This window comes from Buchnera aphidicola (Cinara kochiana kochiana), assembly GCF_900698905.1.
In the GTDB taxonomy this organism is placed as follows: Bacteria; Pseudomonadota; Gammaproteobacteria; order Enterobacterales; family Enterobacteriaceae; genus Buchnera_F; species Buchnera_F aphidicola_W.
Window position 1 is genome coordinate 145,228 of record NZ_LR217707.1, and the last position, 25,209, is coordinate 170,436.

Genomic DNA, 25,209 nt, shown 5'->3' on the forward strand with positions numbered 1-25,209 from the left:
TTTAGAGAGGATGCAGATATACCTCTCTAAATTATTAAATTTTTTAAATTTGGTTCAGTAAAAAATTTTTTAATATTAGAAAATTTGGTTTCATTGGATATGAGAGATTTTTTAAATTAACTCTTGATTGTAGAGAATCTGGTAATTTTAGTTTAATTTTTAAAATTTTTTCTACTGTATCTTGAAATTTAGATGGATGGGCTGTTCCTAAAAATAATCCAAAGTCTGTTTTTTTTATATTACTTTTTAACGCTTTGTATGCTATAGCCGCATGTGGTTCTGATATATACCCGATTTTATGTAATTCTTGAAGTGTTTTTTTAGTATCATGATCAGATATACTTTTAGATTTTAAATTTTGTAAATTCCATTTTTTTCTTTTAAATAATTCTTCTACTCTTGGCCAGTTGTTAGGTTGACTAATATCCATAGCATTTGAAATAGTAGATATAGTATTATGTGGATTCCAAATTCCATTTTTTAAAAATCGCGGTACTGTATCGTTTGAATTAGTAGCTGCAATAAAAGATTTGATAGGTAATCCTAATGATTTTGCAATTAATCCTGCAGTTAAATTTCCAAAATTACCACAAGGTATTGATATAACGATATCATTATGATATTTTGCAGGTATTAATGCAAATGCTTCAAAATAATAACAAATTTGGGCTAATAATCGACTAATATTAATGGAATTAGCAGAATTTAAACCAATTTTATTTTTTAATTTATTATCATTAAAAGATTTTTTAACTAAATATTGGCAATCATCAAAACTTCCGTCAATTGCGATAGTATGTATATTTTTTCCTAAAGTACAAAATAATTTTTCTTGTAATGCGCTAATTCTCCCTTTGGGATATAAAATAACAACGCGAATATTATGCATACGATAAAAAGCATGGGCAACAGCAGCACCAGTATCACCTGACGTAGCTGTTAATATTGTCATAGTAGAATTTTCATTTTTCCAGTAAGAAAGCATAGTAGCCATAAATCTTGCTCCGAAATCTTTAAATGCTAATGTTGGTCCATGAAATAATTCTAAACATGATATATTTTCAGTAACTGGAGTTATAATTGGTGGGGTAAATGAAAACGCAGATTTAATTTGGTTTTTTAGATCATTTAATGATATTTCGTCAGATATAAAATGTGAAAGTATATAAGCGCTACGAGTAATAAAATCCATATCTATTAATTTTTTTAAGTCGTGGTAATTAAATTTTGGTAAATATTTTGGAAAAAATAATCCTTGCTTTTTTCCCAAACCATTTTGAATGGCGTTTAAAAAGTTTACTTCTTCGTTATGATCTTTTAAATTGTATAATTTCATAATTATATCCTGATTTTTCTAGCACCTAATGGATCAATTTTACAAATATGAACAAATCCTTGATTATTTTTAATATAATTTTTTTCTAGCCATTTTTTCACTTTATTTGCAACAGAAATATTCAAGCATATTGAAAATAATGTAGGACCGGAACCTGAAATATTACATGTTAACGCTCCTAATTGAGTTATAGAATTTTTTATATATAAAAATTTTTTTATTAATGATATTCGATATGGTTCTGCGATAGTATCTTTCATGAATCGGATAGCTAATTCAGATTGTTTTGTATATAATGCATGTACAAAAGTTGATAAATTGCGACTATTTTGAATGCATATCTCTTTACTATAATGTAACGGTAGAATATTTCTTGCAGAAGAAGTAGATACTGTAATTCCGGGCCATGCAATAATCCATAACCAATTTTTAAATATAGGAAGTGTTTGTGTAGGACGATGGATATCGTCGGTAATTAATTGTAATCCTCCTAAGTAGCACGGAGCTACATTATCATAATGAATACCTCCTGAAATGCTACCTTCTAATGTACCCATTAATTTTATTAGTTCTATTTTTGTAAGTTTAGTGTTGTAAAATTTATTAAATGCCAATACGCTAGCAACAATAGATGATGCACTGGATCCTAATCCAGATCCAATAGGCATATTTTTTTCTAATGTAATTGATATTGGTTTTATTTTGTTGATTTTTTTATTAAACCAATTCCATGCTTTCCAGGTGATATTCTTTTTTATATCCTTAGGTAAATGAGTAGAGAAATTTCCAAAACAGTTTAGCTGAAAGGTTTTTGATGACTTTATTGACACGCAATCACCTAATAAAGCGCCATCTATTGGCGTAATAGCTGCTCCTAAAATATCAAAACCCACACCAACATTTCCGATGGAAGCAGGAGCATAAATTTTTATCATTTTTTTAAACTCATAATATTATAGTATAATACGTAATAAATCAGAAAAAATACCTGATGCTGTTACTTTATTTCCAGCTCCGTAACCACGTATTATTAAAGGAATTGGTTGATAATATTTTGTATAAAATACAAATATATTTTCTCCATCTTTAATATGGTACAATGGATTTTTATTACTGACTGATTTTATTTTTACACTACATAATCCATTATTTTTGATGGTACCTACAAATCGTAATACTTTATTTTTTTTTTCTGCGTGATTAAATTTTTGAATAAATTGATTATTTAATTTTTTTAGTTTGGATAAAAATTTTTTTTTGTTATTAATAGTTTCAAAAGATTTTGGTAGGATCTTTTCAATAGTAATATCCGATAGTTCTGTTGAATATCCGAATTCTCTCGCTAAAATTAATAATTTTCTTGCTACATCTATTCCGGAAAGATCATCTTTTGGGTTAGGTTCAGTAAATCCTAATTTTTGTGCTTTTTTAGTTGCTTCTGATATGGTTGTACCGTTATCTAATTGTCCAAATATATATGACATAGAACCTGATAGAATACCCTGAAATTTAATTAAATGATCACCAGATGTTATTAGATTTGTTAAATTATTAATAATTGGTAATCCAGCTCCAACATGTGTTTCATAAAAAAATTTTTTATTATATTTATTAGCTGTTTTACGAATAGATAAATAATTAGATAATAATGATGAATTAGATTTTTTATTAGCGCTAATAATATTAAAACCAGATTTTAAAATTGTATTATACGTTTTTGCTATGTATTGACTAGCTGTACAATCTATTAATATTGGATATAAATATCCATATTTTTTTGCTAATAATAAAATTTTTTCTAAATTAAAAATTTTATTAGAAATAATAAAGTTATTGTTCCATTTATCTAAATTGATATTTTTTTTGTTTACAATATATTTTTTTGAATTAGCGATTATATTAACGTTTAATTGAATAAATTTTTTTTTTAATTTTTTTTGTTGTTTTGAAATTATTTTTAATAATTCTAATCCCACTCCGCCAATACCAATCAAAAAAATATTTATGGGTATAATTTTGTTAATTATAAAATCATGAATATTTTTTATTATATTGATGGTATTTGTAGAATCTAATACTATCGATAATGATATATTGGATATATTATATGATATTTCAAGTATTTTATTGTTAAATTTTTCAAGAGATAAGCAAATTTTTTTTATAATATTAATGTTGTGTTTTTTTATATTACTGCCGATTATAGAGATAATATTTAGATGTTTAATTTGAAGAATTGGTTCTAATAATTTTTTTTGTATTTCTATACTAAGTATTTTTTCTAGTTCTTTTTTAATATTTAATGAGTGATGTTCTTGTATATAAAAACTAATAGTATTAATCGATAAAGATTGGTTTAATAAATATATGGAAATATTATTATTGTGTATATAGTTAAATATTTTATGTGAAATATTTTGTATATTAAAATTTTTAGTACTATATATTTTTATTAAAATAATATTATTTAAATGTGTAATTCCTTTAATGATATCAAAATTATCTTTATTTTTTTTATTTATTAATGTTCCTGGATGATTAGAATTATTAGTATTTTTTATGATACACGGAATATTATGGTGTTGTAATGGTTTTATTGAAGCTGGGTGAATTACTTTAGCGCCGAAATAAGCTAATTCTAGTGCTTCTTGATACGTAATTTCTGATAATAATTGCGCGGTTGTTATGATGTTAGGATCACAAGTATATATTCCATTTACATCTGTCCAAATTTCACATGTATGAGAATTAGTGCATATAGACAATATAGTAGCTGAATAATCTGATCCATTTCTTCCTAATACAACTAGTTCATTAGATTTATTTCCAGCAATAAAACCGGGCATAAGAATAATATTTTTTTTACAAATATTTAATTGTTGAAAACGTTTTTTAGATTCATTTATATCAACAATAGCGTTAATATAATTAGAATTAGCTAATATTAATGTAACTGGATTTAATATAGTAATATTATATCCTAATACTATTAGAAGTTCAGCCATGATATTAACGGATAGGATTTCTCCCATACAGATTATTTTAGCGTAAATTTTATCCGGACAGTTATTTAAAAATTGTATTTTATATAATAAATCGTGTAATTGTTTACACTGTATTATTATTTTTTCTTTTATTTTATTAGCAGAATATTTATTATTTATGATATATAAATTTTCTATTAATTTTAAAAAAAAATTTTTAATAGTAGTTAAAGTTTTAACTGGAACTGTATGTTGAAAGATACATTTTTTAATAATTTTTTCTAATTGGTTAGTTATATTGGCTGGAGCAGATAGTACAACAGCTATTTGATCATTTTTTACTTGATTAATAATAATTGAAGATACTTGTATAAATTTTTTTGCGTTTGCAAGTGATGTACCTCCAAATTTTAACGTTTTCATAAATATAATCTCGTGTAAAAATCATTATTTTAGATTTAATTTATCAGTAATGGTATTTTTTACTATATGTAAATTATTATAATGGCAAATATTTTTATAATATTAATTGTATTTGATTGTATTATTTGAATGATATGAAAAATGTTTAAAATATAATATTTTATTTATATAAATAATATTTTTATTAAAAATAAAATATATTATGAGGACAATTAATAAATTGTAACATATTTTTTATTTTTTTTCTTTTTTAAAATTAATTTATTATGAAATTATAAAGATAAAATAATATTTTATATTGAATATTTGGAATATTTTTTTAAATATTAGTTAAATTTAAAAATATTATTTCTGATAAGATAATATAGTATAGGTAATTTATTATTACTAATATATTTGATATACATCAATATGTATATTTAAATAATAAATATTGATATTTTATGATTTTATAAAAATTATTTGATAGTGTATATCATTAAATATTTAATTTATATTTTTTTTAAAAAAAATATTTTTTTATTCCAAAAAAATAAAATTTTTTTTAATTCATTTTGGTTTTCTGCTCTGGAACGTAATGAGATAAGCTCTAAAGCTTGAAAAAAAATATTATTTTGAATAATTTTTTTATTTTCACAGTTTTTTTTAGTTTCTATATCTTTTTGTAAATTCCATATTTTTTCAATATTTAATAAAATGTTTTTAGGTATTCCCAATAAAATTGAATATTTTTTTAAAATATAATGAACAGACATAGAATATGCTTTTAAATATTTTAATTTGTTACGAGTTAATAATTTTTTTATTTTTTCTATTAATGGATACCATAATAGTGATGCAAATAAAAATTCAGGACATCGTAGTTTTTTTTTAGTAGTAGGGAAATCTACTTTTTTAAAACAATAAATAATAATATTTTTAAAAAAAATAGTATTTTTTTTACTAAATTTATTTAATAAAAATGGTAATAAAGAATATACTAAAGAATATTTTCTTAATCGTATGTAAGTTAAATAACCGTATCCAAAGCAAAATAATTTTATAGATTCAGTAAATAGTCGGGCTGGCGGAATATTAGTTAGTAATTTTGATAATTTGTTAATAGGCGCTTCGGTTTTTTTATCTATATACATATTTAGTCGTACTGAAAATCGAACAACTCGTAACATACGCACAGGATCTTCTCGATATCGAGTTTCAGCATCACCGATTAATCTGATGATTTTTTGTTTGATATCTTTAATACCTCCTATATAGTCTCGAATTCCTGAATCTTTGATGCTATAATATAGAGCATTAATTGTTAAATCACGTCTATAAGCGTCTTCTTCAACTTTTCCAAAATTATTATCGCATAATAACATTCCGTTATTTGATTTTTTTATATTAGGAGAATACAGTTTATGATTTTTAGCAGTATTATTTTTTGCTCGAAATGTTGATACTTCGATAATTTCGTTTTTAAAGATTAAGTGTGCGATAATAAAACGTCGTCCTATTAATCTACAATTTTTAAATAGTTTTCTAATTTCATTTGGTTTTGCATTAGTAGCGATGTCAAAATCTTTTGGTTTTTTACTTAATAATAAATCCCTAACTCCGCCACCTACGAGGTAGGCCTCATAACCTGATTTATTTAATCTATATAATACTTTCATAGAATTTTTGCTGATTTTTCTTTGAGAAATATTATGATTTTTTTTTATAATTAGATTCATATAGTAATATCGACGCTATTTTTATATTTATATATAGTTTTTTTGAAATTAGTAGTTTTGTATTACATAAAAATTTATGGTATTTTGATAGATTTTATATCTTTATTAATTATGAATATTAAATGTATAATTTTTATAAAATTATATATTTAGTTTATCTGTTAATATATTAAATATTAGTTAAATATATTAATGAATATTATATTCATGATTAATATTATACTAATATATAGCATGGTGATATAGATAAATTTAATATTTTATTCGTTTAATTAAATATTATCTTAATTATATTTTTATTAAAATAATTCTATTATTAACGTAATAAATAAATTTTATATATTTAAAATATAAAATATTTTTAAATATTATTGTTAAATTTTTAATAAATAATTTTATTTATTTTTTAACTTTTTAAGAATAGATTATTGTTGTATAAGTAATTATTTTCTATATTATATTTTGACAATATTATTTATAATGATTATTAAATATATTTACAATTTAATTGTAGTATTTTATTGTTTATAACAATTGAATTTTTTAAAAAACTATAAAAATTTTGTTTTAAATAAAAATTGTTAAATGAAAATATTTATTTTATTTTTATAAATTAAAAATAATAAAAATTATTAGTATATAATTTAATATAAATAAAATTTTTTATTTAAAGTATAAATATATTTTTATATATATATTTTATATATTTTATATTTATTTATATAGAAAATGACATAGATGAGTATATTATGTCAAGTGACATTATAGATATATAAATTTATTTATATAAACAGTCATTATTTTTAATAAAATATATTATATTAAAAATTATTTCAGATATTATCGATGATTTCAAATTAATAATTAGGAATAATACATGAAGTTTGTTTTTGGTTTGGAATACGACGGCAGTATTTATTTTGGTTGGCAAAAACAAAGGTTGAATTTAACCATACAAGGATATCTTGAGCAAGCTTTATCAAAAATAGCCGATTATAAAATAGATATAGTTTGTGCTGGTCGTACTGATAGAGGTGTACATGCAATTATGCAGATTGCTCATTTCAGTACACATGTTGTGCGTCATACTACAATATGGTTAAATGGTATGAATGCATTATTACCGAGTGATATAACAGTATTATGGTTGCAAGAAATTTCGTCTGATTTTAACGCAAGATTTTCAGCATTATCGCGATCATATCGTTATTTAATCTTAAATCGAGAAAAACGATCTAGTTTTTTAACCAATTATTATTTTCATGTAAGACATATACTAGATATCAAAAATATGAAAATTAGTTCTAAATGGTTAATAGGTCAACACGATTTTACTTCGTTTAGAAGTAGTGGTTGTCAATCCTTTTCTCCTAGAAGGATTATACTTTCATTAAAAATATATCGTGTGTGTGATTTTGTTGTTATTGATATTACTGCTAATTCTTTTTTATATCATATGGTAAGAAATATTGTGGGATGTTTAATATCTGTAGGATTATCAAAACATAAACCTATTTGGGTAAAACAAGTATTATGTAGTAAAAATATTAATAAAAAATATTCTACAGTACCATCGAAAGGATTATATTTTTTATCTGTTACATATCCCAAACATTATGGTATACCTATAAAACCTCATTTATTTAAATATATAGATTTGTTTTGATTAATATTTTATTTTAAATATTTAATTGATTACTGAATTAGTTATTATGTATATAGACGCATAAAATATTTTATACATATCGTTAAGTTTTTATTAGTTAATATTGTATTAATATTGAAATTATATATTTATTTCTAATTTTTAAGAATTTTGTATATTCATGTACATTTTATAAATTATTTTTTAACTGTATTGTAATTTTTACTCTGCGGTATTAGCGAATATGAGATTTAGTATGTTAGGTAAAATAATTAATAAACTTTTTATGAGCCGTAATGAGCGTATTTTACAAAATTTAAATGATCTTGTAATTAAAGTTAATTTATTAGAAAAAAATCTGTTAAAATTATCAGATAATGATTTAAAAAAAAAAACAGACGAATTTAAGTTACGATTAAAATACGGTGATACAATTGATTCACTGCTTCCTGAAGCTTTTTCTGTGATTCGCGAAGCTAGTAAAAGAGTTTTTGGTATGCGTCATTTTGACGTACAAATTTTAGGAGGAATCATTTTACATCGACAATGTATTGCAGAAATGCGTACTGGTGAAGGAAAAACGTTAACGGCTACATTACCTGCATATTTGAATGCCTTACTTGGTAAGGGTGTTCATATTGTGACTATGAATGATTATCTTGCAAAAAGAGATGCCAATAAAAACCGTATTTTGTTTGAATTTTTAGGTTTAAGTGTTGGCATAAATATTGCTGGTATTTCTCAGAAAGATAAAAAAATAGCATATTTATCGGATATTACATATGGCACTAATCATGAATATGGATTTGATTATTTGCGAGATAATATGGTTTTTTGTCGTACTCAAAAAGTACAAAGAAAATTATATTTTGCTTTAATTGATGAAGTAGATTCTATTTTAATTGACGAAGCTCGAACACCGTTAGTAATTTCGGGATCTATAGAAAATAGTAACGCTTTATATAAAAGTATAAATTCTTTAGTTTATTTTTTAGTTCCAAAAAATAAAAAAAATTGTAATATAATATCTCAAGTAGGTGATTTTTACATTGATTATAAACAACGTCAAATTCATTTGACCGAAATAGGATTAATAAAAATAGAAAAATTATTAGTAAAATATAAATTTATATTGAAAAGAGAATCATTATATTTATCTAAAAATATTTTTTTTGTTCACCATATTCTTTTAGCGTTAAAAGCGCATTATATTTTTTTTAAAAATATAGATTATATTATACAAGATAAAAAAATAATTATTGTTGATGAACATACTGGAAGGGTTGTGTCCGGAAGAAGATGGTCGGATGGATTGCATCAAGCTATAGAGGCTAAAGAAAATGTTTGTATACAAAATGATAATCAAACTTTAGCTTCTATAACTTTACAAAATTATTTTCGCATGTACACCAAATTATCGGGTATGACAGGTACAGCTGCAACAGAAGCTTTTGAATTTAATTCTATTTATAATTTAGATACAGTTGTCATTCCAACTAATAAACCTATGATTCGCAAAGATATGTCTGATTTAATATATTTGTCAGAAATTGACAAAATTAATGCTGTTGTATCAGATATACAAGATTGCGTAAATCGTAAACAGCCGGTATTAGTAGGAACGGTTTCTATCGAAAAATCTGAACAAATTTCTAGACTTTTAAAAAAAATGCATATTCAGCATAATGTATTGAATGCTAAAAAACATGCTCAAGAAGCTGATATTATATCTCAAGCAGGAGAACCCTCAGCTGTTACTATTGCGACTAATATGGCGGGTAGAGGTACAGATATTGTATTAGGAGGCATGAATCGATCTAAAGATAATGAGAAATATGATTCTAGAAAAAATACTTTATTTAAAGAATTATGGAATAATAAGAATACATTAGTTGTTAAGGCAGGCGGTTTACATATTATTGGTACAGAAAGACATGAATCACGTAGAATTGACAATCAGTTACGTGGAAGATCCGGTCGACAAGGAGATCCTGGTTCGTCTAGATTTTATTTATCATTAGATGATTCTTTAATACGTCTTTTTGCTTCGGATAATATTATTAATTTTATAAGGACTATTGGGATACAATTAGGTCAATCAATTGAGCATCCTTGGTTAAGTATAGCTATTGAAAGGGCACAAAAAAAAATAGAAAATCAAAATTTTGATGCAAGAAAACAATTACTAGAATATGACAACATTATTAATGAACAGCGTGAAGTGGTATATAACGAACGAAATAAATTAATTAATCAGTCTAGTATTCATGAGCATATTTTATCTATTTTAAAAGATCGTATTTATTTTTGTATTAAACGGTACATTTCAGGCGATATTGTAAATGCAGAAAGTTTTTTAGCTTTAGAAACGGAATTGAAAAATAATTTTTATTTTATAAAGTCAATAAATAAATTTTTAGAACATGATACTACCTTATATGAAAATGTTGATAAATTAATTGAATTAATTGTTACTACAATACAATTTAGTTACAGCAAAAATACTCAATTAATTGCATATAAATATTCTAATATGATTGAAAAATCAGTATTATTACAAATAATAGATATTTTTTGGGTAGAGCATTTAAATTCCGTAGATTTTTTACGATATAGTATTAATTTAAGAGGTTATGCGCAGCAAGATCCACAACAAGAATATAAAAGAGAATCATTTTTTATGTTCAAAACAATGCTAGAAGCAATAAAAAATAATGTAATTAAAAGTTTAATAAATATTTTTTATGTAGATTTTGAACAAAAAAAAAATGTATATATGAATTTAATTGATCAAAAAGATTATGATTCATTTCATTTATTGATTATGCAATCTATTGATATTAAATAATTACATAAAAATTTTTAGTGTAATTATTATATTAAATAAATTCAAGTAAATTATTTAATTTTATTAAATATAATCAATATGACAGAATACATTTAATATAAAAATTTTTATTATCAATAGTATATTTTGGTGAATTAAAATCTATATTTTAAACATATTGTTAATGAAATAATATACTGTGCATATATATATTAATAATAATCGTATTTTAATTTTTATTTTTATAAATATAATAGATTATTGATCATATATATCGTGACATGTACAAATATAACGTTATATATATTATATTATATTATTACTTTTAATATAACAATATAAATATATAGAAAAATTATTAAAATTATTAAATTAGTTAATTTTTAAAATGCAGTTATTTGAAAGGTCTACAGAGTATGTCAAAAAATATTTTTAAAGATATTGATCCGATTGAAACATCTGAATGGATAGATTCTATTGATGCGGTAATCAAAAGATATGGTATAAAACGAGCTCATTTTATAATAGATGAAATTTTGAATTCAAAGTTATTACGAAATACTTATGTATATAAAAATAATATTTCGAGCTTTATTAACACTATTCATGTTAGTGATGAACCTCAATATCCAGGAAATATTAAATTAGAAAAAAAAATTTGTTCGGCAGTGCAATGGAATGCGATTATGATGGTTTTACGAGCTTCTAAAAAAAATTTAGATTTAGGAGGACATATTTCTTCATTTCAATCTTCTGCTATGATTTATGAAGTTTGCTTTAATCATTTTTTTCGTGCATTTAATCAGGACGATGGTGGTGATTTAGTTTATTTTCAAGGGCATATATCTCCTGGTATTTATGCTAGAGCTTTTTTAGAAAATCGTTTGACAGAAGAACAAATGGATAATTTTAGACAAGAAACTGATGGGATAGGATTATCTTCATATCCTCATCCAAAATTAATGCCTAGTTTTTGGCAGTTTCCTACTGTATCTATGGGTTTAAGCGCTATTTCGGCAATTTATCAAGCAAAATTTTTAAAATATTTAAATAACAGAGGCTTGAAAAATACTTCTCAACAAACTGTATACGGATTTTTAGGTGACGGTGAAATGGATGAACCTGAATCAAAAGGTGCTATTACAATAGCAGCGCGAGAAAAATTAGATAATTTAATATTTGTTGTAAATTGTAATTTACAACGATTAGATGGACCTGTAAATGGTAATGGAAAAATTATTAATGAATTGAATGATTTTTTTTTAGGAGCTGGATGGCATGTAATTAAAGTTATTTGGGGTAGCGCATGGGATAATTTATTAGAAAAAGATATTTCAGGACATTTAAAAAAATTAATGAATGAAACTATAGATGGTAATTATCAAACATTTAGATCAAAAGATGGTGCTTATATTCGGAAACATTTTTTTAATAAATATGCAGAAACAAGAAAATTAGTAGAAAATATGACTGATGATGATATTTGGAAATTAAATCGAGGAGGACATGATTTTAAGAAATTATATTCTGCTTTTTATTTTGCTAAATTAGTCAAAGATAAGCCGGTAGTTATATTAATTCATACAGTTAAAGGTTATGGATTAGGTAATATTGCCGAAGGCAAAAATGTTGCTCATCAAGTTAAAAATTTAGAGATAAAAGATATTCAGTATTTACAAAATCAATTAAAAATAAAATTAGATTTAGAGTCTTTACGGAAATTATCTTATATAAAATTTTCTCCTGATTCTTTAGAATTTAAGTATTTGCATCATCAAAGAAAAAAACTAAGAGGATACATACCGACACGCTTAGCAAATTTTTCTGAACAATTAATAATTCCTGCTTTAAAGGATTTTCAATCTTTATTAGATGAACAAATCAGACCTATTTCTACAACTATAACTTTTGTACGGATTTTAAATGTATTGTTAAAAAATGTTTACTTAAAAGATAGAATTGTACCAATTATAGCTGATGAAGCACGTACGTTTGGAATGGAAGGTTTGTTTCGTAAAATTGGTATTTATAATCATAAAGGACAACAGTATACTCCGGCAGATAAAGATCAGATTTTTTACTATAGAGAAGATTGTAAAGGTCAAATTTTACAAGAAGGTATCAATGAATTAGGAGCTGGTTCTTCATGGCTAGCGGCAGCGACATCTTATAGTACAAATAACTTTCCAATGATACCGTTTTATATTTATTATTCTATGTTTGGTTTTCAAAGAATAGGAGACTTATTATGGTCTTGTGGAGACCAACAAGCGAGAGGGTTTTTAATTGGAGCAACGTCTGGAAGAAGTACATTAAACGGAGAAGGTTTACAGCATGCTGATGGACATAGTCATGTTTTATCGGCAACTATACCAAATTGTATTTCTTATGATCCAACATATAGTTATGAACTAGCGGTAATTATACAATCTGGTTTACAACGTATGTATGGGAAAAAACAAGAAAATGTATTTTTTTATATAACAACTGTAAACGAAAATTATAAAATGCCAAATATGTCTGATAATATGATAGAAGGTATTTGTAAGGGAATATATAAATTGAATACATGTTATGGTAGTCAAGGACATGTTCAGTTGCTAGGATCAGGTTCTATTTTGTGTTGTGTAAGAAAAGCGGCTAAATTTTTGTTATCTGAATATCAAATTGGTTCTGATATTTATAGTGTCACGTCTTTTACAGAATTAGCTCGTGATGGTCAAGATTGTATACGATGGAATATGTTAAATCCATTAAAGAAAAAGAAACGATCATATATTAGTTCTATCTTGAATGATTCACCTGTTGTAGCAGCGACTGATTATATGAAAATTTTTGCAGAACAGATTCGAGCATATATACCGTCTAATATATTTCGTGTTTTAGGATCAGATGGTTATGGACGATCAGATAGTCGTGAAAAATTACGTAATTTTTTTGAAATAAATACGTCGTATATTGTGAGTGCAGCGTTAGATGTATTAATTGAACAAGGAAAAATAGACGCAAGTATACTTGCTGATGCTTTAAAAAAATTAAATATTATTTCCAATAAACCGAATCCGCGTTTAGCATAAGAGGTGATATAGTGAAAGTAGAAGTTTGTATGCCAGATGTTGGGGTAAAAAGTGTAGAGATAATTGAAATTTTAGTAAAAATAGGAGATAAAGTAAAAAAAGAAGATAGCTTGATTTCAGTAGAAAGTCATAAATCTGTATTAGAAATACCTGCTCCGGTTTCTGGAATTATTAAAAAAATTTGTGTTAAAGTAGGGGATAAATTATCGGTTAATAAATTAATTATGATTTTAAAAAATATTGATAAAAATAAAGATTTCAATAAAAATAATATAAATAATAATTATGTCAGTAATTTAGATCAATTAAATTTACAGAATCCGTTAGATTGTAAAAATAATGATATTGGTATTATTAATGATATTTATGCATCTCCTAAAGTGCGACGTATTGCTAGATTATTAAATATAAATTTGTTAAATGTAATAGGGAGCGGTTCTAAAGGTCGAATTACTTGTGAGGATGTAAAAAAATACAGTACACAAGTATCTAATAATTTAAACTTATATGATACACAATGTAGTGATTTAAAAAATGATGATATCAATCATATTAATGATGATCAAGAATTTCAATTATTAACAAATATTCAACGTATTTCTGGTACTCGTTTATTGAACAATTGGAAAAGTATTCCTCATGTTACTCAATTTGATGAAACAGATATTACTGATTTAGAAGATTTTAGAAAGTTATATAATTCTCGTAACTTAAATAATAAAAATTTTCGAAAAATTTCGTTACTATCATTTTTAGTTAAATCGGTTGTACATACTTTATTAAAATATCCTCGATTTAATAGTATTTTACACGCTAGTAAAAATGGTATTATTGTAAAAAAAAATATTAATATTGGTATTGCTGTAGATACTAAAGAAGGTTTATTAGTACCTGTTCTAAAAAACCTAAAATATAAAAATATTGGTGAAATTTCATATGAAATTTGTCATATAGTTCAGAAAGCAAAAAATAATCAATTAAATATTTCTGATATGAGTAATGGAACTTTTACTATTTCTAGTTTAGGTGGAATTGGTGGAACTGGTTTTACACCTATTATTAATGCTCCTGAAGCTTGTATTTTAGGTGTGTCAAAAGCTACAATAAAACCTATTTGGAATCAAAAAAAATTTTATCCTCGTTTAATTCTTCCGTTTTCTTTATCATATGATCATCGTATCATTGATGGTGCTGACGGAGTACGTTTTACTAATTTTTTAAGTCAGTTATTATCTGATGTTAGAACTTTATTGGTGTAATTTTTTTAAATAATATTTTATATTATTAATCAGATGGTTTTAATTAAGATATATAAAATTTATTTTTATTAATAAAAAGAGTGTTATATGAAAAAACATATTAATGTTAATGTAGTTGTTATTGGCGGTGGTCCGGCAGGATATTCTGCAGCTTTTAGATGTTCTGATTTAGGATTATCTGTTTTAATTATAGAAAAATATGGTGTTTTAGGCGGTACTTGCTTGAATGTTGGTTGTATCCCATCAAAATCATTGTTATATTTAACGAATTTAATTAAAGAAATAAAAGAATTTTCTAAATATAATATTAATCTCGGTAATTCTAATGAATTAGATATTTCTCAAATTATGTGTTGGAAGAATAATATTATTAATAAGCTAAATCGTGGTTTAAGCGATATGGCTAAACATAGAAAAGTAAATATATTGCAAGGAACAGCCAATTTTTTAACTAAAAATTTAATAGAAGTCATACATAAAGATATTGTTTATAATGTACAATTTGATAATGCTGTTATTGCAACTGGATCTGCTCCAATATTATTGCCGAATATATTGTATAATAATGATAGTCGTATCTGGAGTTCTACTGATGCTTTAAATTGTACTGTAATTCCAAAAAATTTATTAATTATTGGTGCTGGTGTTATTGGTTTAGAAATGGCAACTATATATAATTCTTTAGGTTCTCAAGTAGATATAATCGATAGTTCTACTAGATTTTTTCCATCAATTGATAAAGATATTAGTGATATGTTTGTTCAATATACCAAAAATGATTTTAATATATATTTAAATACATCAGTAGTTAATTTAATAGCTAATTCTAGCGGAATAATTTTAAAAACAAAAAAAGATAGTGATATATTACAAAATAAATTATATAACAATGTATTAATTTCTATTGGTAGAAACGCTAATACAAATAATTTAAATTTATCTTCTATTGGGATTAAATTAAATTCTTTGGGATTTATTAAAGTTAATAGTCAAATGCGTACTAACGTATCAAATATTTTTGCTGTTGGTGATGTAGTAGGAGCGCCAATGGTAGCCCATAAAGGAATACATGAAGCACATATAGCAGCTGAAGTTATTTCTGGTAAAAACCATTTTTTTGAACCTAAGGTAATTCCGTGTATTGCGTATTGTGATCCAGAAATTGCGTGGACGGGTATTACGGAAGAAAATGCTAAATTAAAAGGGATTAATTGTCGATCAGTAATTATGCCATGGAAGTTTTCTGGTAAAGCAATAAGTTCTAATTGTTCAGAGAATGGTGTTACTAAATTAATTGTTGATACTGATAGCCATAGAGTTATCGGGGGTATTATTGTTGGTAGACATGCAGGAGAACTGTTATCAGAAATTAATTTAGCTATTGAAATGGGATGTGATATAGAAGATATAGCGTTAACTATTCATTCTCACCCTTCTTTGTCTGAATCAATCAATATATCAGCTCAATTATTTAATGGTACTGCTACGGATATTATTAATAAAATATAATTTTATATTATATTAATATTTTTAATATTAATAAATATTAATTTTTAAATTATTAACTACATTAAATGTAAGTTTTTTTGCAGAGCAGGGTGTTTCCTGCTCTAAATAAAGTTTTTATAATATTACTACTAAGTAGTACATATGAGATAATATTTTCTTGTCATATATATTTATATAAATTATATGATACTATCATTTTGGTATTTTATACACTAAATGATAATCCGCAGCCACATGTTGTTTGAGCATTTGGATTAATTACTATAAACTTAGAACCTTCTAAATTTTCTTGATAATCTATTTTTCCTCCTATTAAATATTGGGAACTAATAGGATCAATAATAATTTCAATACCAGATTGTTGAATATAAATATCGTCTTTATTAATAGATTTTTCTAATTTAAAACCGTATTGGAAACCTCCGCAACCGCCTCCTGTTATATATATACGTAATTTTAGTTGTATTTTTTTTTTAATTACGAGTTGTTTGATTTTATCAATTGCTTTAATAGTAATATTAAATGGAAATACTGATATATTCATATAAACTCTGTTGGTAAAAAGTTATAAAAAATTTTTTTTTAAAATCATAGATAAAATATATAAATTATTAGTTATAAATATTTTTTATAAAATATAATTTATTTTTTTTTTCTTAAAAAAGCCGGAATATCTAAAAAATTTTTTTCATATTTTTGTGTTTGTCTGAGATTATTATGTACATTTTTTGTATTAGTTGTAGCTTGATGCCTTCTTAAAGATTGATTTCTATAATCTGATAATAATTCATGAGATGGTTTGTTTCTGATAAAAGAAGTTTTAGGTCTTTTTTCTATACCGATGCCTGTTGCCACTACAGTTACTCTTAATGAATGATCCATTTGTGGATCTAATGAAGTACCAATTACAACTGTGGCATTATCAGAAGAAAATGCACGTATAGTATTTCCGACAGTTTCAAATTCATCTAATCTTAAATCAAAACCAGCAGTAATATTTACTAATACTCCTCGAGCTCCTGATAAATCGATATCTTCTAATAATGGGCTAGAAATAGCAATTTCAGATGCTTCTTCAGCTCTGTTTTCACCGGATGCTGATCCTGTTCCCATCATAGCATATCCCATTTCTGACATGACCGTTCTGACATCTGCAAAATCTACATTCATTAACCCGGGTCGTGTAATTAGTTCCGCAATTCCTTGCACGGCACCTTTTAATACATCATTTGCAGCTCCAAAAGCATCTAATAATGATATACCTCGTGTTAATACCTTTAGTAATTTATCATTAGGAATTGTGATTAAAGAATCAACGTATTTAGACAATTCATTTAATCCTTGTTCAGCAAAATTCATTCTTTTTTTGCCTTCAAAACTAAAAGGTTTAGTGACTACCGCAACAGTTAAAATTCCAAGTTCTTTAGCAACTTCTGCAACTACTGGTGCTGCTCCTGTGCCAGTTCCACCACCCATACCTGCTGCTATAAAAACCATATCAGCTCCATCTAATGCTGATTTTAATGTTTCTTTATCTTCTTCGGCAGAATCTTTACCTACGTCTGGATTTGCTCCAGCTCCTAATCCTTTAGTAATATTGTTACCAATTTGTATGGTTTGCCCGACAGCTATTTTTCTTAATGCTTGTGCATCTGTATTAATGGCAAAAAATTCAACTCCTTCTATTTTTTCACGCACCATGTGCTCAACAGCATTACTGCCTCCTCCTCCAACACCAATAACTTTAATAACTGCATCATTACTTAATTCGGACGGTTCAAACATAAAATACACTCCATAATATTGGAATATTTAAAATGATTAAATATTTTTAATATGTAATTATTTGGTTAACCAGTATTTTATTTGGTTAAGTAAATATTTTAAAAATCTCGGAGATTTATTTTTTTTCCGAGAAGATTTTTGATAATTTTTGCCATATTGCAATAATCCAACAATTGTTGCATATTCAGGTTTATTAATATATTCGGGTATTTTAGATATATTGCAGGGTTTTTTTATCATAACCTGTGTATGAAATATTTTTTTTGCACATTTTAATAAATATTTTATTTTAGATGATCCTCCAGTTAATACAACGTTAGATATTTCTTGGTATTTGTTTTTTTTGATATTATGTTTAGTATATAACTTTACAATTTCTTTTTTTACAAGATATAATAGTTCTGTATATCTCGGTTCAATCACTTCTGTTAATGATTGATAATGACAGTTATCTATTTTTTTACCATTTTTATTTAAAATGTCTAAGTTTTGACATGTCATTGATAAATCTGCTGTAGCATATCCATATTTTTTTTTTATAAATTCTGCATCTGAATATGATAAAGAAAATGCATAAGCAATATCACGTGTTACGGAATTACCAGCATAGGGTATAACAATATTATGATATAAAGACCCTTTTATGTAAATACTAGCATGCATTGTTTCGCCGCCCATATCTATTAAGCAAACTCCTGAATTTTTTTCTTCTTCGGTTAGTACAGATAATCCGGACGCTAATCCAGAAAATATTATTTTTTTAACATGAATACCACATTTTTTAATAGCATTAATAATGTTTTTTTTTATATTCTTATTACCAGTAATTAAATGTACATTAGTTTGCATGCGTATGCCAGATAATCCGATAGGATTTTTAATACCTGATTGGTGATCTACGCGGAACTCTTGGGGAATAATGTGCAAGATATCATGATTATTTTTTATTTTTACAGACTTAGCAATTTTAATAACTGTTTCTATATCTTTTTTTGTAATTTCTTTATTTTTAATAGGAGTAATACCAATTTCGTTTTGACAATTAATCTCATTGTGTGATATTGATAAATACACAGAATGTATCTTGTATTTTGCTATTTTTTCTGCTTCGTGAATAGATGTGTTAATACAGTTTATCAATAATTCTAAATTATTAATGTTACCTTTTTCTATACCTTGAGTTGGATTTTTACTAAAACCAATAATATTCATGCTTCCGCATTCAAGAATTTCTCCTATTAAGACAATTATTTTAGTTGTTCCTATTTCTAATCCGGCGATAATATTTTTTTTTGTTAAAAGGTTCATAATTTTTAATTAAATTAGATTTTTATTTTAATGTTGTTAATAATTTTTCATTATAGTGTATGATATACAAGTTTTATGTAAATATAATAGTATTTATTATATAGTTTTATATATAGTTATATATATAAAATATTTTAATAGTAAAAATAAATATAAATATATATACGACTGTATATATATTTATATTTATTATTAATTTAATTATATTCTATAAATATTTTATTTTATTATAATAAAATTAATAAATAATTTTATTATTATATCACATGCTAAAAATCATTAATTATTTTTAATATATTTTTTATTGATTCTTAATTTATTAAGTATTTTATATGTATATAAATATAAAATATATTTTTATTAAGATATTATTATTTTTAATGTAATTAAGTGAATATTTGATATTAAAATCATTTTTTGAATTATTTTTAATAGTATTACTATACATTTAATTAATTAAATTTACATTTATAAATATCATCATATATTATTATTAATAATATTTTTTTTTGATAATATGTGTATATATTTAATGATTTTTTTTACTTTTTTTTCTTGTTCTGATATATAGATTATATCATATTTATTTGCTTGATAAAAAATAAATTGTATAGCTTTTTTGATTTTATAAAATATAAAAAATTTATTTGTTTTGTAACGATTTGTTATTATATCATTAATAATAGAAACTTCTTGTTTATTTTCTGGATGATTGTTTATAAACACAACAAAATCAGAAAATTTATCAGAAATACTTCCTATTATTTTTCTTGCACTGATATTACATATTTTTTTATATCCCAATATACACCAAATTTTTTTATGTTTATAGTATCTTAATGAAGACAATGTTCGATATAATACTTGCGGCAGATGAATATTGTTGATAATGAATAAAGGATTATTATGTATTTGAATTTTTTCCATTTTTCGGGGTATAGGACGTAAAAATTTACTGCTTGGAATTAGTATATTTAGAGAATATTTTAATGATAACATTGCTGACATTGCTAAAAGTATATTAGTAATATTAAAATCACCAATTAATGAACTATATAAATTTCCAGATCCCCATGTTGAATTAAAAAAAATTTTTGTACGTGAAGTATGATAGATGATTTTTATTGCGTTTATCCAATATTTAAGATTAAAAATATTATTTTTTTTTAGCACTGTTACGGATATGACTTTTTTATTTGTAATTTTTTTTATCCAATTATTGGCAATGTTTTCATTTCCATTTAAAAAAATGTTTTTTATTTTATTTTGCTTTAAAAAGGAAAATTTTATCTTTTCTTTTTCAAACATTGTTTTTTGACCATCTGTATTACTATTAGTTAAATTTGTACATATTATTGATTCAAATTTTAAATAAGATATTTGTTTTTGCATCAGTACTGTATATGACATTTCTATTGTAGTGATATCTATTTTTTTTTTGACTAAGCGATATAGTATTTTTTGAATAGAATTATGATAACGTATATTATGACGTATGTTAGATTGTGATATGTTTTTTTTATTTTCTAAATCTTTAATTACGCCAATTTTTTTATTAATTAATTGTTCCCATTGTGCAATTAAATTAGTTACAGTAGTTTTTCCATAAGTTCCTATTACTCCAATTAGTTTAATTTTTTTTTGCGGATAATTAAAAAATCTTTCATATATCTTATGGATATGATCGCTTAATTTTTTAAAATAAATAATAAGTGTATTATATTGTGTAGATATACATAATCCGTGTTTATTTTTTTTTGTTTCATATAAAATAACATTTGCATTATTTTTTATCGCATTGGTAATAGAATATTTATGTATATTGTTTTTTTTTTTAATGATATAAATAAATCACCAATTTTTATTTTTTGATTACATTGAGTAATATTGCAGATTTTTTTTTGGGGAATATTATTAATCCAAGGATTTAATAATGTTTGAATGTTATCTATTTTTTTTATCATAGTATAATGTTGTTTGGATGATTTTAATTTATAAATTATATATATAATACTTATATAATGTAAGTTTTATTTAAAAATTATTTAATTTATAGTATTTCTGCAATTCTTAAGATTGCACTACGTGCACGAGGATTTTTATTAATTTCCTTATTACTAGGTTTAATTTTTTTAATAATTTTTAATTTTTTTGTTGAATATTGTATTATTTGGTCATTATTTATAGGCAATCCTTTAGGAATACAGGTATATCCGCTATTTTTTTTAAAAAAATTTTTTATAATTCTGCCTTCAATAGAATGAAAACTAATAATAACTAGTCTTGCTTTTTTCTTTAATATTTTTGTTGAAATACATAATATTTTTTTCAATGATTCTATTTCGCAATTAATATAAATACGTATAGCTTGAAAAGTACGTGTAGCAGGATGTTTATATTTATTTTTTTTTGGAATGATTTTTTTGATGATTTTTACTAAATCAAGTGTATTCATGATAAGTTTTTTTTTATTTTTTTCACAAATAGCATAAGAAATTTTTTTTGCGTATCGTTCTTCTCCAAAAGTTTTTAAAACATACTCTATTTTTTTTTGACTTGCTTTTTGCAACCATTTCCATGCCGGTATTCCTGATTGATTATTCATGCGCATGTCTAAAGGTCCGTTTTTCATAAATGAAAATCCTCTACTCGCTGTATCTATCTGTATTGATGAAATTCCTAAATCTAATAAAATTCCGTCAATGAATTTATTATGACGGCAATATAAATTTTCGATAACATGAGAAAAATTTCCATGTTTAATAAAAAATCTGTTATCTCGGATTTTTTTTCCTAGATTAATAGAGTATGGATCTTGGTCAATAGCATATAGAGCTCCTTTTGGTCCGATATTTTTTAATATTTCTAATGAATGTCCGCCTGATCCGAATGTTGCATCAATGTACGTACCTGTTGGTTTGATTTGTAAAGCATTAATCGATTCTTTTAATAGTACTGGTATATGTAGCATAATTTTTATAATTAAATTTAAATTTATACATTCTCTAAAACATTATTTTTTTTAAAAAACAAAAAATTTTTAGATATTTAATAGAAAATGTATAAATAGTTATAATAGATTTTATATTAATTAATAGGATTAATTCGTTGTTGTTATTTATTAACAACAATCAATACTAATTACACCGGATCTAGACGATTCTATAATTTTAAAAGATTTTTTAATAATTTTTAAAAATGAATCAATGATATGATTAGTACCTGTAATTTGGATAATATATCGCTCTAAAGAATAATCAATAAGAATACCATGATAAATTTCCATTAATTGGTTAATTTTATGTAGGTTTTTAAAATCTTTTATTTTAATTTTTATTAATAAAATTTCTCTTTCTATGTAATTTTTATTAGTAATCTCTATTACTTGATAAACGTCAATTAATTTTTGTAATTGTTTTTCGATTTGTTCAATAGTTTTTTTATTTCCAAAAGTCTGTATAGTTAATCGAGATATTTTATTATCTTCGGTTGGGGCTACTGTAAGGCTATCTATATTATATCCACGTTGTGAAAATAGACCTATTACACGAGATAATGCCCCCGATTCATTTTCTAATAAAATTGATAAAATTCGGCGCATAATTTATATTTATCCTGTTTTTTGTAATAACATATCGTTCATACCACCATTTTTAATTTGCATAGGATAAATATGTTCATTAGGATCTATTTCTACATCTACAAATACTAATGATCCTAATTGAACCTTTTTTATAGCTATTTTTAATTTTTCAATAACTTCGTTTGGTGTTTTAATTTGCAATCCTGTGTGTCCGTATGATTCAGCCAACGCTATAAAATTAGGTAATGATTTCATATATGAATGAGAATGTCTACCTGAATATATTATATCTTGCCATTGTTTTACCATTCCTAAAGATTTATTATTTAAGTTAATAATTAATATCGCTAAGTTATATTGTTTAGCTGTAGATAATTCTTGTATATTCATTTGTATACTCCCATCTCCAGTAATACAAATAACAAGTTCTTTTGGAAATGCTATTTTAACACCTAATGCTGCCGGTAAACCAAATCCCATAGTACCTAATCCGCCAGAATTGATCCAATAACGGGGTTTATTAAAAGTATAATGCAGTGCAGTAAACATTTGATGTTGCCCGACATCTGATGTTATATAGGCTTTACCTTGGGTTAAATTGTATAATGTTGTAAGAAAATTTTGTGGTTTGATTTTATCTTTATAATTTCTAACATTAATAATATTTATTTTTTTCCATTTATTAATTTTTTTCCACCATTTTTTTAAATAAAAATGAGGTCTATTAAGGGAATGTGTGTTAATAGTTTTTAACATTTTTGTTAATATTTTTTTAGCATCCCCAATAATTGGAATATCTGCCGTAATAGTTTTTGAAATAGAGGTTGGATCAATATCAATGTGTATAATTTGAGCGTGAGGACAATATTTTTCTATATTATTGGTAGTTCTATCATCAAATCTTACTCCAATAGCTAAGATAGTGTCAGAATGATGCATTGCCATATTTGCCGCATATGTTCCATGCATTCCTAGCATTGATAAACATTGTGGGTGATTACCAGGAAAAGAGCCCAACGACATAAGAGACATAGTAACCGGGATATTAAGAATGGTTGCTAACGAATATAATTCAATATGACTATTTGAACTAATAACACCGCCGCCAGCATAAATAATTGGTTTTTTAGATATTAATAATGTATGTATGGCATGCTTTATATTTTTTGTATAGTTTTTTTTTTTGGTAATATAAGATCTAATATAAACAGTATTAGGCCAAATATAAGTTTTTTTTATTTTTTGATCTAAAATGTTTTTTGGTAAATCGATAACAATTGGTCCAGGTCTTCCGCTAGATGCTAATAAATATGATTTTCTAAAAATTAACGGAATATCTTCAGTTTTTTTAACTAAAAAGCTATGTTTGACAATTGGTCTCGAGATACCCATCATATCACATTCTTGAAAGGCATCAAGTCCAATTAGATTGGAAGATACTTGTCCTGAAATAACAATCATTGGTATGGAATCCATATAGGCTGTTGCAATACCGGTTATTGCGTTAGTTGCTCCTGGACCGGAAGTTACTAATACTACTCCAACTTTTCCGGTACATCTTGCATAACCATCAGCCATATGTGTAGCGCCTTGCTCATGTCTGACTAATATGTGTTGTATTTTTTTATGACCGATAGTAAATATAGCATCATATATATCTAATACAGCTCCACCAGGATAACCGAATATTGTGTCTATCTTTAAATCTATTAATGACTGTATGACCATTTCAGCGCCTGATAATAATGTCATTTG

The 25,209-nt window shown here is 24.5% G+C and carries 17 protein-coding genes; 5 read left to right on the forward strand and 12 right to left on the reverse strand.

Annotation, left to right across the window (positions count from 1 at the left end; all coding sequences use genetic code 11):
• Nucleotides 1-43: 43 nt before the first annotated feature.
• The 4 genes from thrC to pcnB form a co-directional block, all read right to left on the reverse strand.
• Entirely contained in the window at nucleotides 44-1,336 is a 1,293-nt protein-coding gene (gene thrC / locus BUCIKOCA2762_RS00650; protein ID WP_154028438.1) for a threonine synthase, read from the reverse strand.
• A 2-nt stretch (nucleotides 1,337-1,338) separates the two neighbouring features.
• Nucleotides 1,339-2,271: a homoserine kinase gene (thrB, locus tag BUCIKOCA2762_RS00655; RefSeq protein ID WP_154028440.1), complete on the reverse strand. Its 933-nt coding sequence runs from the start codon at nucleotides 2,269-2,271 to the stop codon at nucleotides 1,339-1,341.
• A gap of 18 nt (nucleotides 2,272-2,289) precedes the next feature.
• On the reverse strand, nucleotides 2,290-4,743 hold the full coding sequence (thrA, locus tag BUCIKOCA2762_RS00660; RefSeq protein ID WP_154028442.1) for a bifunctional aspartate kinase/homoserine dehydrogenase I: 2,454 nt from the start codon (nucleotides 4,741-4,743) through the stop codon (nucleotides 2,290-2,292).
• A gap of 491 nt (nucleotides 4,744-5,234) precedes the next feature.
• Nucleotides 5,235-6,461, reverse strand: coding sequence for a polynucleotide adenylyltransferase PcnB (gene pcnB, locus BUCIKOCA2762_RS00665; protein WP_154028444.1), 1,227 nt, complete (start codon nucleotides 6,459-6,461; stop codon nucleotides 5,235-5,237).
• A gap of 877 nt (nucleotides 6,462-7,338) precedes the next feature.
• Here pcnB and truA point away from each other — a divergent pair.
• The 5 genes from truA to lpdA all read left to right on the forward strand — a co-directional run bounded on the left by truA (nucleotide 7,339) and on the right by lpdA (nucleotide 16,778).
• Nucleotides 7,339-8,127 (forward strand): tRNA pseudouridine(38-40) synthase TruA, encoded by a 789-nt coding sequence (truA, locus tag BUCIKOCA2762_RS00670; protein WP_154028446.1) that lies wholly within the window; start codon nucleotides 7,339-7,341, stop codon nucleotides 8,125-8,127.
• Nucleotides 8,128-8,362: 235 nt separating this feature from the next.
• Nucleotides 8,363-10,954: a preprotein translocase subunit SecA gene (gene secA / locus BUCIKOCA2762_RS00675; RefSeq protein ID WP_154028930.1), complete on the forward strand. Its 2,592-nt coding sequence runs from the start codon at nucleotides 8,363-8,365 to the stop codon at nucleotides 10,952-10,954.
• A gap of 395 nt (nucleotides 10,955-11,349) precedes the next feature.
• A complete protein-coding gene (gene aceE / locus BUCIKOCA2762_RS00680) occupies nucleotides 11,350-14,010 on the forward strand; it encodes a pyruvate dehydrogenase (acetyl-transferring), homodimeric type (protein ID WP_154028448.1) in 2,661 nt (886 codons plus the stop codon).
• Nucleotides 14,011-14,021: 11 nt separating this feature from the next.
• A complete protein-coding gene (locus BUCIKOCA2762_RS00685; protein WP_154028450.1) occupies nucleotides 14,022-15,269 on the forward strand; it encodes a 2-oxo acid dehydrogenase subunit E2 in 1,248 nt (415 codons plus the stop codon).
• A gap of 87 nt (nucleotides 15,270-15,356) precedes the next feature.
• Nucleotides 15,357-16,778: a dihydrolipoyl dehydrogenase gene (lpdA, locus tag BUCIKOCA2762_RS00690; protein ID WP_154028452.1), complete on the forward strand. Its 1,422-nt coding sequence runs from the start codon at nucleotides 15,357-15,359 to the stop codon at nucleotides 16,776-16,778.
• A gap of 205 nt (nucleotides 16,779-16,983) precedes the next feature.
• On the opposite strand, the gene erpA is transcribed toward lpdA, so the two are convergent.
• From erpA to ilvB, 8 genes are all read right to left on the reverse strand, one after another.
• Entirely contained in the window at nucleotides 16,984-17,322 is a 339-nt protein-coding gene (erpA, locus tag BUCIKOCA2762_RS00695; protein WP_154028454.1) for an iron-sulfur cluster insertion protein ErpA, read from the reverse strand.
• Nucleotides 17,323-17,420: 98 nt separating this feature from the next.
• Nucleotides 17,421-18,563, reverse strand: a complete 1,143-nt coding sequence (gene ftsZ, locus BUCIKOCA2762_RS00700; RefSeq protein WP_154028456.1) for a cell division protein FtsZ — start codon at nucleotides 18,561-18,563, stop codon at nucleotides 17,421-17,423.
• A 57-nt stretch (nucleotides 18,564-18,620) separates the two neighbouring features.
• A complete protein-coding gene (gene ftsA / locus BUCIKOCA2762_RS00705) occupies nucleotides 18,621-19,871 on the reverse strand; it encodes a cell division protein FtsA (protein WP_154028458.1) in 1,251 nt (416 codons plus the stop codon).
• A 480-nt stretch (nucleotides 19,872-20,351) separates the two neighbouring features.
• Nucleotides 20,352-21,719: a Mur ligase family protein gene (locus BUCIKOCA2762_RS00710; protein ID WP_154028460.1), complete on the reverse strand. Its 1,368-nt coding sequence runs from the start codon at nucleotides 21,717-21,719 to the stop codon at nucleotides 20,352-20,354.
• Nucleotides 21,662-21,835 (reverse strand): hypothetical protein, encoded by a 174-nt coding sequence (locus BUCIKOCA2762_RS00715; protein WP_172598351.1) that lies wholly within the window; start codon nucleotides 21,833-21,835, stop codon nucleotides 21,662-21,664. The genes BUCIKOCA2762_RS00710 and BUCIKOCA2762_RS00715 overlap by 58 nt, the downstream gene beginning before the upstream one ends.
• Nucleotides 21,836-21,921: 86 nt before the next feature.
• Nucleotides 21,922-22,842, reverse strand: a complete 921-nt coding sequence (gene rsmH / locus BUCIKOCA2762_RS00720) for a 16S rRNA (cytosine(1402)-N(4))-methyltransferase RsmH (protein ID WP_154028461.1) — start codon at nucleotides 22,840-22,842, stop codon at nucleotides 21,922-21,924.
• Nucleotides 22,843-22,992: 150 nt separating this feature from the next.
• The gene (gene ilvN, locus BUCIKOCA2762_RS00725) at nucleotides 22,993-23,472 is read right to left on the reverse strand and encodes an acetolactate synthase small subunit (protein ID WP_154028463.1); all 480 of its coding nucleotides are present in this window, start codon (nucleotides 23,470-23,472) and stop codon (nucleotides 22,993-22,995) included.
• A gap of 9 nt (nucleotides 23,473-23,481) precedes the next feature.
• Nucleotides 23,482-25,206, reverse strand: a complete 1,725-nt coding sequence (ilvB, locus tag BUCIKOCA2762_RS00730) for a biosynthetic-type acetolactate synthase large subunit (protein ID WP_154028465.1) — start codon at nucleotides 25,204-25,206, stop codon at nucleotides 23,482-23,484.
• Nucleotides 25,207-25,209: the final 3 nt, after the last annotated feature.

Excerpts from the sequence above, each read along its gene's own strand:
- thrB (WP_154028440.1), bottom strand. The coding sequence starts at position 2,271 with ATGATAAAAATTTATGCTCCTGCTTCCATCGGAAATGTTGGTGTGGGT.
- lpdA (WP_154028452.1), top strand. The coding sequence starts at position 15,357 with ATGAAAAAACATATTAATGTTAATGTAGTTGTTATTGGCGGTGGTCCG.
- thrC (WP_154028438.1), bottom strand. The coding sequence starts at position 1,336 with ATGAAATTATACAATTTAAAAGATCATAACGAAGAAGTAAACTTTTTA.
- rsmH (WP_154028461.1), bottom strand. The coding sequence starts at position 22,842 with ATGCTACATATACCAGTACTATTAAAAGAATCGATTAATGCTTTACAA.
- thrA (WP_154028442.1), bottom strand. The coding sequence starts at position 4,743 with ATGAAAACGTTAAAATTTGGAGGTACATCACTTGCAAACGCAAAAAAA.
- BUCIKOCA2762_RS00715 (WP_172598351.1), bottom strand. The coding sequence starts at position 21,835 with ATGATAAAAAAAATAGATAACATTCAAACATTATTAAATCCTTGGATT.
- ilvB (WP_154028465.1), bottom strand. The coding sequence starts at position 25,206 with ATGACATTATTATCAGGCGCTGAAATGGTCATACAGTCATTAATAGAT.
- aceE (WP_154028448.1), top strand. The coding sequence starts at position 11,350 with ATGTCAAAAAATATTTTTAAAGATATTGATCCGATTGAAACATCTGAA.
- ftsZ (WP_154028456.1), bottom strand. The coding sequence starts at position 18,563 with ATGTTTGAACCGTCCGAATTAAGTAATGATGCAGTTATTAAAGTTATT.
- ftsA (WP_154028458.1), bottom strand. The coding sequence starts at position 19,871 with ATGAACCTTTTAACAAAAAAAAATATTATCGCCGGATTAGAAATAGGA.
- ilvN (WP_154028463.1), bottom strand. The coding sequence starts at position 23,472 with ATGCGCCGAATTTTATCAATTTTATTAGAAAATGAATCGGGGGCATTA.
- secA (WP_154028930.1), top strand. The coding sequence starts at position 8,363 with ATGTTAGGTAAAATAATTAATAAACTTTTTATGAGCCGTAATGAGCGT.
- pcnB (WP_154028444.1), bottom strand. The coding sequence starts at position 6,461 with ATGAATCTAATTATAAAAAAAAATCATAATATTTCTCAAAGAAAAATC.
- truA (WP_154028446.1), top strand. The coding sequence starts at position 7,339 with ATGAAGTTTGTTTTTGGTTTGGAATACGACGGCAGTATTTATTTTGGT.
- erpA (WP_154028454.1), bottom strand. The coding sequence starts at position 17,322 with ATGAATATATCAGTATTTCCATTTAATATTACTATTAAAGCAATTGAT.